The sequence below is a fragment of the Paenibacillus sp. AGC31 genome, assembly GCF_057334655.1.
Genome location: NZ_JBHFJH010000027.1, coordinates 178,617 through 194,683 on the forward strand (window position 1 = coordinate 178,617; position 16,067 = coordinate 194,683).

A 16,067-nucleotide genomic window follows, 5' to 3' on the forward strand; every position below is an offset into this window, starting at 1 on the left:
AGGGAGGGATTCATCCATGATTCAAGGACAAACGATTCTGATCACTGGAGGAACGGGCTCCTGGGGTCAAAAGCTGACTGAGGTACTGCTGGAGCAGGACCCGGCTGAGATTCGCCTTCTGTCACGTAATGAATACGCCCAGATTGCGATGCAGCGAGAGTTCAACCATGATCCGCGTCTGCGATTCATCATTGGGGATATCCGCGATTATCGGGCAGTGGAAGATGCATGCAGAGGTGTGAATGTGCTCTTCCATCTGGCTGCGCTGAAGCACGTTCCGGTCTGCGAGGACCAACCTGATGAAGCGTTCAAGACCAATGTAATCGGGACGCAGAATATTATTCGGGCTGCGATACGCATGCAGGTTGCCAAAGTCATCGATGTGTCCACCGATAAGGCGGTAGATCCGATTAACGTATATGGCATGACCAAGGCTTTGGGTGAAAAAATGATGATCCGTGCCAACTGGCTAAGTGAAGGTACCCGGTTTGTCTGCATCCGCGGGGGCAATGTGCTTGGAACCAGCGGCAGTGTTGTGCCTTTGTTCCGGCGTCAGATCGATGAAGGCAAAAGCCCGACCATTACGGACAAAGGCATGACCCGTTTTTTCCTGACGCGTACCGAAGCTATACATTTACTGCTTAAGGCGGCTGAGGCGGCCGTGGGCGGAGAGACTTTTGTGATGAAAATGAAAGCTTGCAAGATGACGGAACTTGCATCCGTCATGTTGGAACAGGCAGGTCGTCCATCCTTCGATTATAAGGTGACGGGAATACGTCCAGGCGAGAAATTGCATGAAGTGTTGATCTCGCCCTTTGAAGCGCCGCGTACGTACCAATACGATGCGCAGTATTATGTCATCCTGCCGGAGCACAAGGACAAGAGCCTGACGGATCAGTACAGCAGTCTGCCACGTGTGAACTTCTCCGAGTATCGCTCGGACAGTGCCATGATGAACAAACCAGCGATTGCCCGGTTTTTGCGTGCAGGTGGCTATATCGATTAGGGTGTGTCTCAAAACTCGCTCGGAGTTTTCAGACACGCCCACTGAGGGGAGGCGGAGCGTTTGGAGGTGGTAGGTATGGAAGAAAATCATCAGCACAACCAGCACGAAGGTAATGAAGAGTTACAGCAACGTAACCTTATACAACATATTAATGACCGCTCCCTAAAAGCTGTTGTCATTGGTCTAGGCTATGTGGGTTTACCCATGGCTGTAGAGATAGCACAGGCCGGTTATCAAGTCCACGGGATTGACATCGATACTTCCAAGGTAGCTAAGCTGAACGCCGGGAATTCGTATGTCATAGGTATAGAAGATGATGTTGTGCAGTCGCTTATGCAGGCTGGATTATTCACGGCAAGCACCGATTATGCAGCGGTGAGACAGGCGAATGTCATCGTGATCTGTGTGCCCACTCCGCTGACTGCCGATCATCAACCGGATATCTCGTATATCTCGGCCGCGGTGGATGGCATAACTCCGTATTTGCAGGAAGGCAGCCTGGTTATATTGGAAAGCACGACCTATCCGGGCACAACGGAAGAACGCGTGAAACAACCGATTGAAGTGGCAAACGGCTGGCGAGCTGGAGAACAGTTCTACGTCTGTTATTCTCCGGAGCGGGTAGATCCGGGCAGTGTTCATTATGGTGTGAAAAATACCCCGAAGATTATTGGTGGTTCGACACCCGCTTGTCTGAATTATGGTAAACAGTTCTACGGCTCATTCCTCAACGAAGTTGTTCCGGTTAGTTCAACAACGGTAGCGGAGACGGCAAAATTGTTCGAAAATACATTTCGTAGTGTCAATATTGCACTCGTGAATGAGTTGACCCCGGCCTGTGAACAGATGGGTGTAAACATCTGGGAAGTACTGAATGCGGCGGCAACCAAGCCGTTTGGTTATATGCCCTTCTATCCCGGTCCCGGTATCGGCGGACATTGTATCCCAATCGATCCGATCTATCTGTCCTGGGCAGCAAACCGTCAGGGATCGGAGCTGCAATTCATCCAGCTGGCGGATGCAACCAATCGGCAAATGCCAGAGAGAGTAGTGAAGCGTGCCTCGGAGCTGCTGAAGCAGAATGGTGTATCTGTGCGGGGAGCACGTGTTGTACTGGCGGGTATGGCTTATAAAAAAGATATTGACGACTTGCGCGAATCGCCAGCATTGGACGTTTTTCGGCTGCTGAGCGTAGCGGGCGCAGATGTGGTTTTCACCGATCCAATGGTGCCTGTCTTCCGGAAGGATGACGGTACGATGCTCCAGTCTCGGCCTGCTGTACCGGAATTGTGGACAGGAGCTGATCTGGTGATCATCACCACGGATCATTCGGCATTCGATTATCAGGAGATGGCGGATCATGCAAAGCTGATTTTTGATACACGCAATGCAACGGCCGGATGCCACGGGGGAAATATTGTGGTGCTGGGTCAGCCTGTACGGCGAGGAAACACGGGAGAAACCTATGGCGAATCATGACCGGGTGAGTGAACGCTATTACGGCGAGATCAATTCGGAGGATTCTCATGAAGCGACGAGAACACGTATCCACTGGATGTGTCGTGCGGCGACAGGCAAACGCATCCTGGATGTCGGGTGCAGTCAGGGCATTACGTCCATTCTACTGGCACGTGAAGGATTTCGTGTCACTGGCATTGATTTGGAAGAAGAAAGTGTCCGATATGCGCAAGCTGAGCTTGCCAAAGAGTCTAGGCCAGTTAGGAACAATGTGGATTTTCGAATGCTGGATATTACGCAATGGAAAGTACGGACGACCTTTGATACTGTGCTGCTTGGAGAAGTACTGGAACATTTTGCTCATCCGGAGACGTTGTTGGTCCAGATTCATCGGCTGCTGCAAGAGGATGGGACGCTGGTTGTGACCGTACCGTATGGATATCATCCGTTCTATGACCACAAGCAGACCTTCTATGCAGGAAGCCTGGCGATGACCCTGATGCCGTATTTTGAAGTCTTGAAACTTGAAGTTCATCATAAATATCTATGTTGCGTGGCCCGCAAACGGCGGAGTACACAACTGCATATGTCGCCGACTTTGGATCAATTGATGGAGTGGATGGAACTGGATCATGTCCATTTTGCCGAGGTGGAACATCAGCACCTCCGCGTAATGAAGCAGCGCAAGAAGGCACTGGACAGTGCGGTGGAGCAGGTGAAACGGCTTCGCCGTCAGGAGAGTGGAGAAGTGTAACATGGGATACGATTGTAACAGGATAGGATATAAGAAGGCATGTGCCTGAGAGATTAAAATTACTGCAGGTACACCGGAACTATGTACTTGAGTTAATTAGAAAATAGGGGAACTTGCATGATCGACAGTTCGCAATACGCGTACGACAGGAAGGGGCTCAAAACGTGATCACCATCAGTCTGTGCATGATTGTGAAGAACGAGGAACGCACGCTGGCGCGCTGTCTTGATTCGGTTGCCGGCATCGCGGACGAAATCATCATTGTGGATACCGGTTCATCGGATCGTACGATGGACATCGCTGCGCAGTATACCGACCAGGTCTACACGTATGAGTGGAAGGAAGATTTTTCCGCTGCGCGGAATGAGTCATTCGCCAAGGCTACGCAGGAGTACATCCTGTGGCTGGATGCGGACGATGTGCTGCTGCCTGCGGAACGGGCGAAGCTTGCGGTGTTGAAGCAGCAGCTGCCGTCCGAGGGGGAGACGGCAGCTGTGATCTTGAACTACACGCTGGCCGAGGGCCCGGAGGGAAGTCCGCTCGTGACGGACCGACGGCTTCGCTTGGTCAAGCGGGATGCCGGGTGCCGCTGGCATGGCCGGCTACACGAGCAGCTTAGCTTTCCGCGGGGCGAGGTCATTACGGCAGATATTGCCGTCACGCATCGCCGCGAAGCGGGACATCATTCGGCGCGAAATGTGCGCATTCTGCGCAAATGGATCGCCGTAGAGGGCGTAGCCCAAGGTCGCCTGCTGTTTTATTATGCAGGCGAATGTTATGATCGCCAGCGTTATGCGGCGGCGGCACGCGGGTACGCGAAGCTGCTGGAGCAGCCAAGCGGTTACCGCGAGGATCGCCTGATTGCCTGCGCGCGGCTGGCGGAATGTTATGAACGACTGGGTGAGCCGGGCCGTAAGCTCGGAGCATTGCTGCAGTCGTTCCAGTATGATCTGCCACATGCCGACTTCTGCTGTGCCATTGCGTCCTGTTTTCATGAGCGGCAGGAGCCGGTCTCGGCGATCTACTGGTATATGCAGGCGGTGGACGTGAGCAGCCGCGATCCGGGTCTGCGCCCGGTGCCTATGGCCTGTCGTACATGGCTGCCACATGCCCGTTTATCCCTTTGTTATGCTCATCTGGGCAACTGGGAACAGGCATTGCTGCATAACACCAAAGCCCGTGAGTACTTGCCCAACGATCCCGGATTGCTTGCGAATCGCCAGAAGCTCGAAGTTGTGGTACGCAAAGAGATGAAGGAGCGGGAAGAACGTGGTGAAGTGTCACCGCATAAGTAGGGAGACGAACTGGGACAGATGAGGACAGAAGGGTTTGAAGCGGGATTAGGAAATAGGGGGAATAGATTGAAGTAGAAGTGAAATAACAACAAAAACTAATTCGTTGCTGGTAGGATGCGATAGGGCGGATCAGTGAAAATAAGGGTTGAGTGGAAATAGAATGTAAGCCACAATTGCGAGCAGAAGCAGAAGCAGAAGCAGAAGCAGAAGCAGAAGCAGAAGCAGAAGCAGAAGAGGATTAAGAGGTAGAATAGATATAATAGATAAATTATGATGCTGCCATATGTTTAAAGTCCGATAGCTACGAAGTTGGTAGTGACTGAGCTTATGCAGACCACAATGAAGCATAAGTTGATAAACGATAACTTGCAGAACAAGAGCAGCCCCGCTCAACCGAAAGAGTCGGTGAGTGGGGCTTTTAATGCTTATCTTGCCGCGTGTATCTCCTGCCATGGTGTAATGAAAGTAGCATTTGGTGAAATTTTCACAAGGCATACAGAGCGTTGGGACTTTTGACAATGCGGTGCAGTGAGGATTACTCATCAAGATGAGACCTTGAGTGTTCAGAGCCGTCATATTAGCTGTTAAGTTTCTTTATTTTTCGGGTGCTAGGCATCGCACAGACTGATCTTTCATCCGTAAGCTCTTGCATGCCCAGCCCCATCCATCATATATTTCGTTCATCGATGTTGAGGGTGATGGTCTCATCCGTATATTCATTCCAGTTTTCAATCCGGAGTGTGTTTTCACTTTCCCATTCGAGATGGTTATTTCCGTGGTGCTTGGCACGAAAGATTGTTTTTACCGTGGCACCCTCAGGTGCATTTGTCTTCTTTACATCGACCCAGATTGTAACGCCGCCTGCCGCACCACCGTAAGGTACACCGTAAATTTCGGCAGTATAGTCACCATTACGTGAAGGCATGGAATAGCTTAATTCTCCTTTCTCAGAACGGTCAAACGTGGAGAAGTAAGAACGGAGCCAGAAATACAGGAATACAGTGGCAAACAGTACAAGAATCAACAATGTAAATGTAGTGAGAATAGGGTGTCTACGTATCCAAGGTTTGCGAGAATCTGTATGGGATGAACTTGAATTAGCTTGAGTATTTAAGTCCATAAGGTTGATCCTCCAATTGCACCTTACAGTGAAATTTGCTTTGCAGGAATATAAATGTCCAACTCTCCGTAGTGGTCCTGAGCCAGACTGCCATCAATTTTTTCAAAATAGTAGGGATCACTCTTCTCGTACCCCGAATGGCTCTGCCAATATTCATCGATAAATGTCCAGACACTGTCCAGATGATCAATATTGATGAGACTTGGATGGAAATCACAGACAAATTTGAATACGGCATACTGGTTGGCCGGGACCTCAATTCCGTCCAGTTCTTCAGGGATATGATCCAGACTGGTGACCTCTACAGACGGCTGATATGTACTGTAATCCTCGTTAATTTCATTGGTAAATCCGATATATACGTTGGGTTGCAGCACGTTAGGAATCGAATGAAAGTGTTTTTCAAAAAAGTCGTTGCCTGCTGAATTGGCTTCATAGTGCTCTTCGTTATCTGCATACCGAATGTGGGACCGTTGCCCAATGAGTTTCATAGCCGGTTTTCGTACATACGTTGGTTTGAAAATATATCCATATGGAAGCGTTGTGATCATGGACGAAGTCATGCGGGCTGTGAATTCAAGGTTTCCAGCTCCCTGTTTGCGATACTGCAGGGGTGTAATGCCGAAGGCTTGTTTGAAAGCACGGATGTAGGATTGTTCATGTTCAAAAGCGTAATGTCCGCTGATATCGATAATCTTCCAGTTCAGATTCACCAATTGCTCCAGGCTGCGTGCCAATTTGCGTGAACGAATGTATTCTCCAGGCAATTGTCCGCTTACATGTTTGAACATGCGATGCAGGTGGAATTTGGATATATGAGTCACAGATGCCAGATGATCCAGCGTTAATTTGTCTTGAATATGGTCTTCTATGTAGTCAAATAGCTTATCCAGTGTGTCTAACAGATCGTGTTGCATATCAATCTCCCTACTTCTAATAGTACTTACAGCAATAAATGTTCATTTTTTCCTTATCACCGATGATATCATAACCAAGTACATAATTTAATGACAAGATTGGAGAAAGCATCCATGTTTGCTGACAAAAGAACTTATACAACGTTAGGCATGTTAACTCGATTATGGACACTAACGGGCAAGTACCGTATGTTCATCATTCTGTTACTTTTCGCCGCATGTCTGGTCTCCCTGATTGAGGTCGGTTATTTGGAATCGATCCGAAGACTGGTCAAAGGCGCGACTGAAGCACAGTTTTCGTTACTCTACTCTGGGTTGATCATAGGCGTTAGCATTGTAGTATTACGATTGATTGTAACCGCATTCATGACGAGGGTCGAGACGTTATTCCAGCAAAAGACATTATTGTCTGTGCAGTCTCTACTGCTCTCATCCTTTAGCAACACAGAGACACGTGACCTGGCACATTATCATACAGGTGACCTAACCTCTAGGGTCTGGACTTCAGCCAAGGAAGCACAGAAGGGGATCAACCAACATGGCATTGAACTCGCGAAAAATATCATTCAGCTGATTCTTGCCTTTGCTTACTTCAGCTGGGTGAACTTGCCGCTGTCGTTGGCTATCACTGCATTCACATTGATCTATCCTCTTGTAACGGTAGGACTTGGTAAACGTCTACAAAGACAGCATGATCAGTTGAATGCCAGCGCAGCGTCAAGAGATGAGATACTGACTGAAATCATCCAAGCCCCAGTTGAGATCCGAAGTTACGGACTGGCGGGTTATGTACACCATCATTTTAAAGATCGAATGGATCAGGTGTTCAGACATACGATGTCCGTATCTGTGTTACAACGACTTTCGGAAGTAGCCGGACGGGTCTCAACGTATGGTGGCATGATTCTGATTCTCTATCTAGGCGGCATGCAGGTCCTGAATGGACATATGGATGTAGGCGGACTGGCAGCTTTTCTGGTAGCAAGCAGTCAGTTAACACGTCCGATTGAATCGTTATCTGGGCTGTGGAATGATTTTATTGGTTCGGCTTCTCATGCATCCAGAATCTTTGAGGTGCTGGATTTGGAGAGAAAGAACACGGTTGCTAATACCGGTACAAATACATATGTACGATCCGAACCGGGTTCAGGTGAAATTGAAAAACAATCTAAACTGGCTGGCATTAACGTGCAGCATGTGTCTTATAGGTATGCGGAGCAAGAAGAAGTGTTAACAGATATTTCTTTTGAGGCCAAGAAAGGAAGGCTTACTGTAATCACAGGGCCAAGTGGATGCGGGAAAACCACGTTATTGAAATTAATAGCCGGATTAGATACACCTGTTACTGGTTCGATCCAGGTCATGAATCAGAAGAATTCACTGAAGGATATGCACAAAGTTCAGACAGCGCATGTCAATCAGGTATATGTTCCGCAACAAGCCTTTATTTTCACAGGTACAGTGGAAGAGAATATTGTTTTTGGACAAGAGGGGATATCTGCCGATCAAGTAAAGGTTGCGGCCCATATGACGCATGCACATGACGCGATTATGCGTCAATCGCTCGGCTATGGGACAGAGCTTCAGCCGCAAGGCGGGACGATGTCGGGTGGTGAGCTTCAGCGTATTAGTCTAGCCAGAGCGCTGCTGAGGAACCCGGATATTCTATTGTTGGATGAACCGACGTCATCCCAAGACCCGTGGCATGAGCAGCGATTGAATGATCTCTTTGCCCGAATCACTGCTGACAAAGGCACAACGGTTATTGCAGTTACTCATCGATTATCGCTGATCGAACGGGCGGATCAGGTCATCTATATTCAGCAGGGACGCGTCGAAGATACGGGGACTCATCGTGAATTGCTGGATCGTCCAAACGGATATCGAAGTTATATTGCGGAGCAGGATACGGAAGTGGAGGGACAGCATGAGTAACAAGATCGAAGATGCAGCATATACCGATGAAGTTGAAATGAAGAGCAGTCATGAGAAAAGTGGAGCATATGAGATAAATGAAAATAATGAAAATGAAAAGTCTGAAATAGAAGCTCATCATCAGATGAACGAAAGTGATGTTCCAGATGACCCAAAGCAAGTTGTATCATTGGCAACGGTATGGCCCGTTATTTTTCGCTGGATGAAGCCTTATGGATTAGCTGTAGCGATCTTGCTCATTTTTATCGCAGCAGATGCTGTCTTTGATTGGGGACTTGCCTTTGTACAGGGATTCTTCGTGGATGCTATTCATGATGGGGGAGAGGAGCAGTTAAACGCTACAGCGTTGATCTTTATCGCCATTCTGGCAGGGTTTATTGTATTGCTCGCGATGCATCGTTATGTGCTGGTATGGCTCAAGGAATCGATCCAACGGGATATGTCCATGGATCTGTTGAAACTGTTAAACCGGATGCCCTATTCCTGGGTGCGCAGACAGAAGTCCGGGGATGTGATGCTTCGTATCAAGGAAGACACCAAGCATGGTGCAGAAGTTGTGGAGGCTATTGCAGAGGGTGTTACGGTTGTACTCATCATTGCTCTATCGCTGGGATACTTGTACAGAGCAGATGCATGGGTTGCGGTTATTGCCTTGGTGAGTGCAGGGGCAATCTGGTTTACGGCGAGGTTGTATGATCAGCGAATTATACATCTGTCCGATGAGGTCGAATCCAGGGAAGGCGAGTCCCAAGAACAGATCCAACAGTATGTTGAAGGGATACCGGTGATTCAAGCCTATAATGCATCACCGTGGTTTCTCGCTCGTTTTCGGACACAACAGCAATCACTGAATCGTGTTCAGGCTAAGTTGCAGATGACCCTGAGCATGTCGGATAACGTGGCGATGGCGGTGTTTGGTCTGGCTCAATTGGCAGCGTTGTTCCTTATTGCTTTGTCAGCGGCTAGGGGAACTTTGTCTCCGGGCATGGTTGTTGCAAGTAGTCTGCTGTTTGAACTGGTGGTGTGGCCAGTACTCGGCTTGTCCAGCCAGTGGAGTCAGATGCAAGCCAGCGTGGGTGCATTTGGACGTATCTCTGCATGGTTGAAATTGGCGGAGAACAAGAAGACAGACGCATCCAATACTAAGCACGAGGAGCTTACACAGGGAATTTGTAACCAAGATCAAGGGAGTACACAAAAAGGGGCAAATAAAGAGAACGAAATTGTTATGCTACGTCTTCAACAGGTTACGGTAACCGATGAAAACAGTGGTCGGAAGATTTTGAATCAGATTACGTTTAATCTGGTTCCTGGTGAACTGGTTGCGGTAGTTGGCGCTAGTGGTGCTGGCAAATCTACACTGTGCCAAGTGTGTGCAGGGCTGATCCCGCCAACAAACGGAAGCATATTGCTGGGTGATAAACATGTTGCAGAGTATATAGAAATGGATAACCAATCCAGACTGACGTCTATGCCGCAGACACCAACTTTTTTCACAGGAACGATTGAAGATAATATTCGTCTGAGTTCAGACGTTACATTGGACAGAGTGAAGTTTGCGGCAGAGCAGGCAGGTTTGCATGAATATATTGAGGCACAGGAAGGACAATACGCAGCAATGTTGCATGAGAAAGGGGCCAATCTATCTGGAGGCCAACAACAGCGACTGTCGCTTGCCAGACTCTTTATGAGGTCATCTGACCTGTATATTCTGGACGAACCAACGTCATCACTGGATATTCAGACAGAACAGAAGGTGATGAATCACTTGTTGAGCTTTATGAAAGGCAGAATAGGATTGCTTGTCACACATCGCATGGAGGTTGCTAGTCAGTGCTCTCGCATCCTTGTGATGGAACATGGCCGAATTGCCGAGGATGGAACGCATGAACAACTGATGCAGAGGAAAGGATTGTATTATCGTATGAATGCAAGAGGTGGTGATACAACATGAATGAATCTGGGGTTAAGAAAGTAATGGATACGCTGGAGTTCTTGAGTCAGGATCGGGAAGCACGTCGTTTGTATGAAGAGCGGCAGAAATATTTGCATGACGAAGCTTCTATGATTGAATGGGCTAACTGAGTCTGAGATACAGTCATTGAAAGGCTAGGAGCGTATACAGTACAAACTAGTTGTTAATTAAGCTCTTATTGTATGTTGAAATGAATGCAATCGTTTTGTCCAACTAGGGCAGGACGGTTGTTTTATTTTGATGAAGGGGCTTCAAACGTTTTACAGTAAAACGCGGTTGCTCATTCGGGGCTGGGCCGTTAAACTAAAGGGAGCGGCGTTTGCTTGACGGACAAGTCATGAGAACGCCATTTTGTTGTCAAGGAATCGGGATATGTGCCGCTTTCGGATGTCAGAATCGGATCGGACCAAGCTGGTGGAAAAACACCGGTGATAAGTAAGGAGTCTTTACATGAGTGTGCAAACACCTACATTAGAAGAAGCGCAGGGTCTCCTGCAAAAATATTATGGCTACCCCGACTTCCGTGAGGGACAGAAAAAGATCGTAGCCAGCCTGCTCGAACGTGAAGATACGTTGGGTATTATGCCAACCGGGGGCGGTAAGTCGATCTGTTATCAGATTCCCGCTCTGTTATATTCGGGTCTGACACTTGTTGTCTCCCCGTTGATCTCATTGATGAAGGACCAGGTCGATGCGTTGACGACCGCCGGAATTGCTGCCGCGTATATTAATAGTACACTTAGCGGCAAAGAAGTGAATGATCGCATCCGCGCGGCGCAGCGCGGTGAGCTGAAGTTGCTCTATGTCGCGCCTGAGCGACTGGAGCTGGATTGGTTCCGCGAGGAGATGGGCTATTTACCGATCTCTTGCGTTGCCGTGGATGAGGCCCACTGTGTATCGCAGTGGGGGCATGATTTTCGGACAAGCTACCTGGCGGTAGCGCCGTTTGTGGACAGTTTGCCGGAGCGGCCGGTGGTTGCGGCCTTTACGGCTACAGCGACGCCCGAGGTTATGGGCGATATTCTGCGGCTGCTGCGTTTGCAGGACCCGCAGACATATGTGACCGGACTTGGGCGGGATAATCTGGCGTTTAGCGTGCTGCGCGGCGAGAGCAAGAAGGACTTTGTCCTGAATTATGCGCGCGAGCATGCCAGCGAGCCGGGCATTGTGTACGCCGCGACTCGTAAGGACGTGGACGATCTGCATCAGCGTTTGTTGCAGGCGGGATTGCCCGCAGGACGCTACCATGCCGGGATGACGGACGATGAACGGTCCCAGAGCCAGGAAGCTTTTTTGTACGATGATATCCGAGTGATGGTGGCGACCAATGCGTTTGGGATGGGGATTGATAAATCGAACGTGCGTTACGTTATTCATAACAGCATGCCGAAGAACATGGAGGCATACGTGCAGGAAGCCGGACGTGCAGGCCGGGATGGAGAGCCAAGCCAGTGTATTCTGTTATTCGGGGCACAGGACATTATCACCCAGAAGTTCCTGATTGAGCAGAATCCGATGGACGGCGACCGCAAACAGAACGATTACCGGAAGCTGCAACAAATGGTGGATTACTGTTACACGACGCGTTGTCTGCGCAGTGCGCAGCTGGATTATTTCGGTGAGGTGCATGACGATACACCTTGCGGTACTTGCAGTTCCTGTACGGACGACCGCGAGTTGGTAGACATGACGATTGATGCACAGAAAATATTCAGCTGCATTCACCGCATGCGTGAACGGTATGGTGTATCGCTGGTCGCTTCGGTACTCAAAGGCTCCCGTGCCAAAAAAGTGCTTGATTATGGCTTCAACTCTCTGCCAACCTACGGCGTGATGGGTAATCGGACAGAACGTGAGATATCGGAGATCATCAACGTGATGGTATCCGAAGGGTATCTGATGCTGTCTGAGGGACAGTATCCAGTTGTACGTCTGCAACCACTAGCGGTGGAAGTGCTCAAAGGCCAGCGTGAAGTGATGCAGCGTGTTGTCCGCAAGACAGCAGCAACGGCTTCGGGTACGAACTATGGTGGACGTCGCGGACGCGATGCGATGCCATCTGCGGTTAATGAGACGGTATTTGAACAGCTTCGCCTAATCCGGCGTGATCTGGCGGCGAAAGAGCATGTACCATCGTACATTATCTTCAATGATGCGACCCTGCGTGAGATGAGTGTGGTATGTCCACAGACAGAACGTGACATGCTGGATATCAAAGGGGTCGGTGAGGTCAAGTATCGCAAGTACGGACTGCCGTTCCTAGAGTTTTTCCAGAAGCAATCGGGCGAAGAAGTGGATACGGATGACGATGCTTTTTACGAGTATGAGTAGGTATGAGTGAGTTATGATCAATTATGAGCGAGTTTGGCTGGTTGGGATGAAGTGAGGATTGTTTTTACGTTCGCGCTTTCAGGTCTTTGAAGTTCATGACGCGTAAAGCTTAATTGATTAAAAGTTGATATATATGCTTCGTGCAAGTCGATGATTTATCCATGATACGGGAAAAGTGTTTGGCACAGGTTCGACGCTAGAGTCTCAAGCTTCAAAGCTCAAGACAGTAATATGTGGATATCGAATTTTGGATGGAATGCGAATGAGGTATTTTACAGATTGAAGTGAGTTTGAAGTTGGTTGTCGTGTCTCTGTAGAGTGGACAAATGGTGGCGAATTGTCTTTCAAAGGGTGGACATTGGCGTTAGGAATGGCTGACCGCATCTTATACAATATGTAGGTTCGATGTGCTTTTTTTATACTGTATGTTGTGGTTTGGGTTTAGCGAGGTGTATATGTCTTTTTGAAAAGAGTGTCCACTCTTTGAAAGACAAAAGTTGGATATGTCCATGAGACATGGAATGGCGAGTTCAAAAGAGGTTTAGATGAACAGCATCCGGGGCAGGATGGCTGTGCAGCTTTCTTTTTACCAAAAAAAATATGGTCTGGGTGTCCAGGCAAAGGTTGTGAACCATGAAGGTTATTCTTTCTACATTAAATGCAAAGTACATCCATACCTCCTTGGCCTTGCGGTGTCTGAAGGCGTACAGTGAGAAGGATTTTGATATTGACCTGGCGGAATATACGATTAAGGACCCGGTGATGAACATTGTATCTGATCTGTACCAGCGTGGGGCGGACGTGATTGGGTTCTCGTGTTACATCTGGAACATTGAAGAGACGATCAAGGTCATTGATAATCTGAAAAAGGTTATGCCTGACGTGAAAATTCTGCTGGGCGGACCGGAGGTGTCCTACGACACGGAATATTGGATGAACCGGATTCCGAATGTCGATTTCATCGTGATGGGCGAAGGGGAAGAGACGCTGCATCAGCTGTTGACGGAGCTGCAGGGGAGTAAGAAGTTCCACTTTGTGTATGGCCTGGCGTATCGCAAAGGGGAAGAGGTCATTCTCATGCCAGGACGCCCTAAGGCGGATCTGAATGATCTGCCGTCACCACACCGATTTGAAGAGGATATCCCGGATCTCGGGAAGCGGGTTGTTTATTTTGAGACCAGTCGGGGCTGTCCGTTCAGTTGTCAGTTCTGTCTGTCCAGTATTGAGGTCGGCGTGCGGTACTACGATATTGAGCGGACGAAGTCGGACATTCTGTACCTGATTGAGAAGGGTGCGAAGCTGATCAAGTTCGTGGACCGGACGTTCAACATCAAGCGGGATTATGCGCTTGAAATGTTCAAATTCCTAATCGAGAATCATCAGGGGACGGTATTTCAGTTTGAAATTACGGCGGATATTATGCGTCCTGAAGTACTGGATTATCTGGCAGAGAATGCGCCACCGGGCACATTCCGCTTCGAGATCGGGGTTCAGTCCACGAATGATCCAACGAATGAACTGGTAAAACGCCGTCAGAACTTTACCAAGCTGAGCCGTACGGTGAACAAAGTCAAAGCCAGTGGCAAAATCGACCAGCATCTGGATCTCATCGCCGGACTGCCGGAGGAAGATTACAATACGTTCCGCAAGACGTTTAACGATGTATTTGCACTGGGGCCGGAAGAGCTTCAGCTCGGATTCCTCAAAATGCTGCGTGGTACGGGGCTGCGTCTGGATGCGGAGAAGTACAACTATACGTACATGGATCACGCGCCGTATGAGATTCTCGGCAGCGATGTGCTGCCGTTCAGCGACATTGTGCGCTTAAAGCGTCTGGAAGATGTGCTGGAGAAATACTGGAACGCACACCGGATGGACCATACGCTGAAGTACCTGATGGAGCAGGAGTTCAACTCACCGTTTGATTTCTTCCAGGCGTTTGGTGATTACTGGGAAGGTCAGGGGTGGCAGAAGATTGGTCACCAACTGGAGGATCTGTTTACTCGTTTGCACAGCTTCCTGGAGTCGCGGAATACGCCGCATATGGATATCGTACTCGGCTTGATGAAACTGGACTATTTCCTCGGCCACAAATACAAACCACGCAAAATCTGGTGGGAAGATCCGCTTCAGAAAGACCAGTGGGCGGGTTATATGAAAACGTTGGCTGAACGTCCGGAAGATGTTCGTCTGCCACGTGTTGCCGGCGCCGCAGGCACGGCTTGGTTGGAAAGCAGCGGCACGGGTCCGAGTGCCGCTGGGGCAAGTTCGGCTGCTGCCGAGGAAGACTCTGCCGCAGATGCGGCGGGTGTAATCGGCAGCGAAGCCGGGGTTGCAGCGTCGCTCACTTCGGGCGACGCAACAGGGTCCGCCGCGGATGGAGCGGCGGACATGGTGGACGGCAACGCTTCGCGTGCGTTGCCGATGACCTCGGCCATGACCGCACAGACGGTCATGGGTGCCCGTGCTTTCGCCGACCTTGGTCTCGGCGAAAAGGAACTGCAGAAGCACACCGTATTGGATGTGCTTCTGTTCCGGCTTGAGCGTGTGCTAGCTGGCGCCAGCCCGCTTGCCGCGAAAGGCCGGACGCTGCTGGTCGTTGTGTACCAGCAGCATGAAGGGCAGCAGGCGCAGTATTACACGCTGCCGCTGGGAGAAGAAGCCGCTGCCATGTAGATGCAGCGACCTAGGGGTTAGCTGCATGGCCGATTGGCGGCATGCAGCGGGAGAAGCGCCACGGCTTAGCGGTCGTGGCGCTTTTTGTACGCATAACGGCTATGCGCTCGTGATGCTGCAACGGCGAGCACCGCGGTTATGGACGCCGTGCCATCCCGTGAGGTGCTGCCCCATTGGGCGCAGCACCTCACCCTTACGCGGCTTGCCACTGCATAAGCCGCGCTCCGCTCCACCTTTTAAAAAATCATATGTTTCGAAAGCATCGGAAGGTCGTCTAATTCTCTATGGGATGAAGAAGGGCCTTCCTTTTGTTTTCAAGGTCACGCCAGAGGAACTGGAAGAAGTCAAACGAGAAATCAAGGCTCATATGACCTATTACAACCACTACAGATACCAATGGAACTTAAAAAAGGATGACCCTTATAGGGTACAGTTTAAACGAAGGCCTACTTTAAGTTGATTTACATATTACTGCATCAATAATACGGTTATCGGTTCGAGATCATGGTACAGTTGAAAAAACGATCCGTTTTATCAAAGCTTGCGGCTGTTACTTGGGGATGTGATCGCAATGGATAGGATGATGGGAACAACATTTGG

Annotated in this window: 12 protein-coding genes and 2 pseudogenes; 12 read left to right on the plus strand and 2 right to left on the minus strand. The window is 49.4% G+C overall.

Translation table 11 applies throughout. The features are described from left to right. Positions 1–16 precede the first annotated feature (16 nt). The 6 genes and pseudogenes from ACE04G_RS12685 to ACE04G_RS12710 all read left to right on the plus strand — a co-directional run bounded on the left by ACE04G_RS12685 (position 17) and on the right by ACE04G_RS12710 (position 4,513). A complete protein-coding gene (locus ACE04G_RS12685) occupies positions 17–1,006 on the plus strand; it encodes a polysaccharide biosynthesis protein (RefSeq protein ID WP_339183048.1) in 990 nt (329 codons plus the stop codon). 75 nt (positions 1,007–1,081) lie between these two features. Further along, positions 1,082–2,485, plus strand: coding sequence for a nucleotide sugar dehydrogenase (locus ACE04G_RS12690; RefSeq protein ID WP_449004236.1), 1,404 nt, complete (start codon positions 1,082–1,084; stop codon positions 2,483–2,485). After that, complete coding sequence (locus tag ACE04G_RS12695) at positions 2,472–3,218, plus strand: class I SAM-dependent methyltransferase (RefSeq protein ID WP_339183052.1); 747 nt, start codon at positions 2,472–2,474, stop codon at positions 3,216–3,218. Before ACE04G_RS12690 ends, ACE04G_RS12695 begins: the two co-directional genes overlap by 14 nt. Positions 3,219–3,403: 185 nt before the next feature. Then, a pseudogene (locus tag ACE04G_RS12700) lies at positions 3,404–3,595 on the plus strand (glycosyltransferase); the annotation flags it as partial. Between the two features lie 23 nt (positions 3,596–3,618). Beyond that, positions 3,619–3,837, plus strand: a complete 219-nt coding sequence (locus ACE04G_RS12705) for a hypothetical protein (protein WP_449004288.1) — start codon at positions 3,619–3,621, stop codon at positions 3,835–3,837. 79 nt (positions 3,838–3,916) lie between these two features. Then, complete coding sequence (locus tag ACE04G_RS12710) at positions 3,917–4,513, plus strand: hypothetical protein (protein WP_449004287.1); 597 nt, start codon at positions 3,917–3,919, stop codon at positions 4,511–4,513. A gap of 667 nt (positions 4,514–5,180) precedes the next feature. Here the strand turns inward: ACE04G_RS12710 and ACE04G_RS12715 are convergent. Together ACE04G_RS12715 and ACE04G_RS12720 are read right to left on the minus strand one after the other, a co-directional pair. Continuing rightward, positions 5,181–5,633 (minus strand): DUF5412 family protein, encoded by a 453-nt coding sequence (locus tag ACE04G_RS12715; RefSeq protein ID WP_339307378.1) that lies wholly within the window; start codon positions 5,631–5,633, stop codon positions 5,181–5,183. 23 nt (positions 5,634–5,656) lie between these two features. After that, complete coding sequence (locus ACE04G_RS12720; protein WP_339183062.1) at positions 5,657–6,550, minus strand: AraC family transcriptional regulator; 894 nt, start codon at positions 6,548–6,550, stop codon at positions 5,657–5,659. A gap of 114 nt (positions 6,551–6,664) precedes the next feature. Here ACE04G_RS12720 and ACE04G_RS12725 point away from each other — a divergent pair, with 114 nt between their 5' ends. The 6 genes and pseudogenes from ACE04G_RS12725 to ACE04G_RS12750 all read left to right on the plus strand — a co-directional run bounded on the left by ACE04G_RS12725 (position 6,665) and on the right by ACE04G_RS12750 (position 15,927). Continuing rightward, on the plus strand, positions 6,665–8,485 hold the full coding sequence (locus ACE04G_RS12725; RefSeq protein WP_486094482.1) for an ABC transporter ATP-binding protein: 1,821 nt from the start codon (positions 6,665–6,667) through the stop codon (positions 8,483–8,485). Between the two features lie 202 nt (positions 8,486–8,687). Next, positions 8,688–10,439, plus strand: coding sequence for an ABC transporter ATP-binding protein (locus ACE04G_RS12730; protein ID WP_237176445.1), 1,752 nt, complete (start codon positions 8,688–8,690; stop codon positions 10,437–10,439). After that, positions 10,436–10,564, plus strand: a pseudogene (locus ACE04G_RS12735) (Rpn family recombination-promoting nuclease/putative transposase); the annotation flags it as partial. The gene ACE04G_RS12730 and the pseudogene ACE04G_RS12735, both read left to right, overlap by 4 nt. A gap of 346 nt (positions 10,565–10,910) precedes the next feature. Further along, positions 10,911–12,791, plus strand: a complete 1,881-nt coding sequence (gene recQ, locus ACE04G_RS12740; RefSeq protein ID WP_036610632.1) for a DNA helicase RecQ — start codon at positions 10,911–10,913, stop codon at positions 12,789–12,791. Between the two features lie 633 nt (positions 12,792–13,424). After that, positions 13,425–15,467, plus strand: a complete 2,043-nt coding sequence (locus tag ACE04G_RS12745; protein ID WP_449004235.1) for a B12-binding domain-containing radical SAM protein — start codon at positions 13,425–13,427, stop codon at positions 15,465–15,467. 25 nt (positions 15,468–15,492) lie between these two features. Then, on the plus strand, positions 15,493–15,927 hold the full coding sequence (locus tag ACE04G_RS12750) for a hypothetical protein (RefSeq protein ID WP_486094542.1): 435 nt from the start codon (positions 15,493–15,495) through the stop codon (positions 15,925–15,927). The last annotated feature ends 140 nt before the right edge of the window (positions 15,928–16,067 follow it).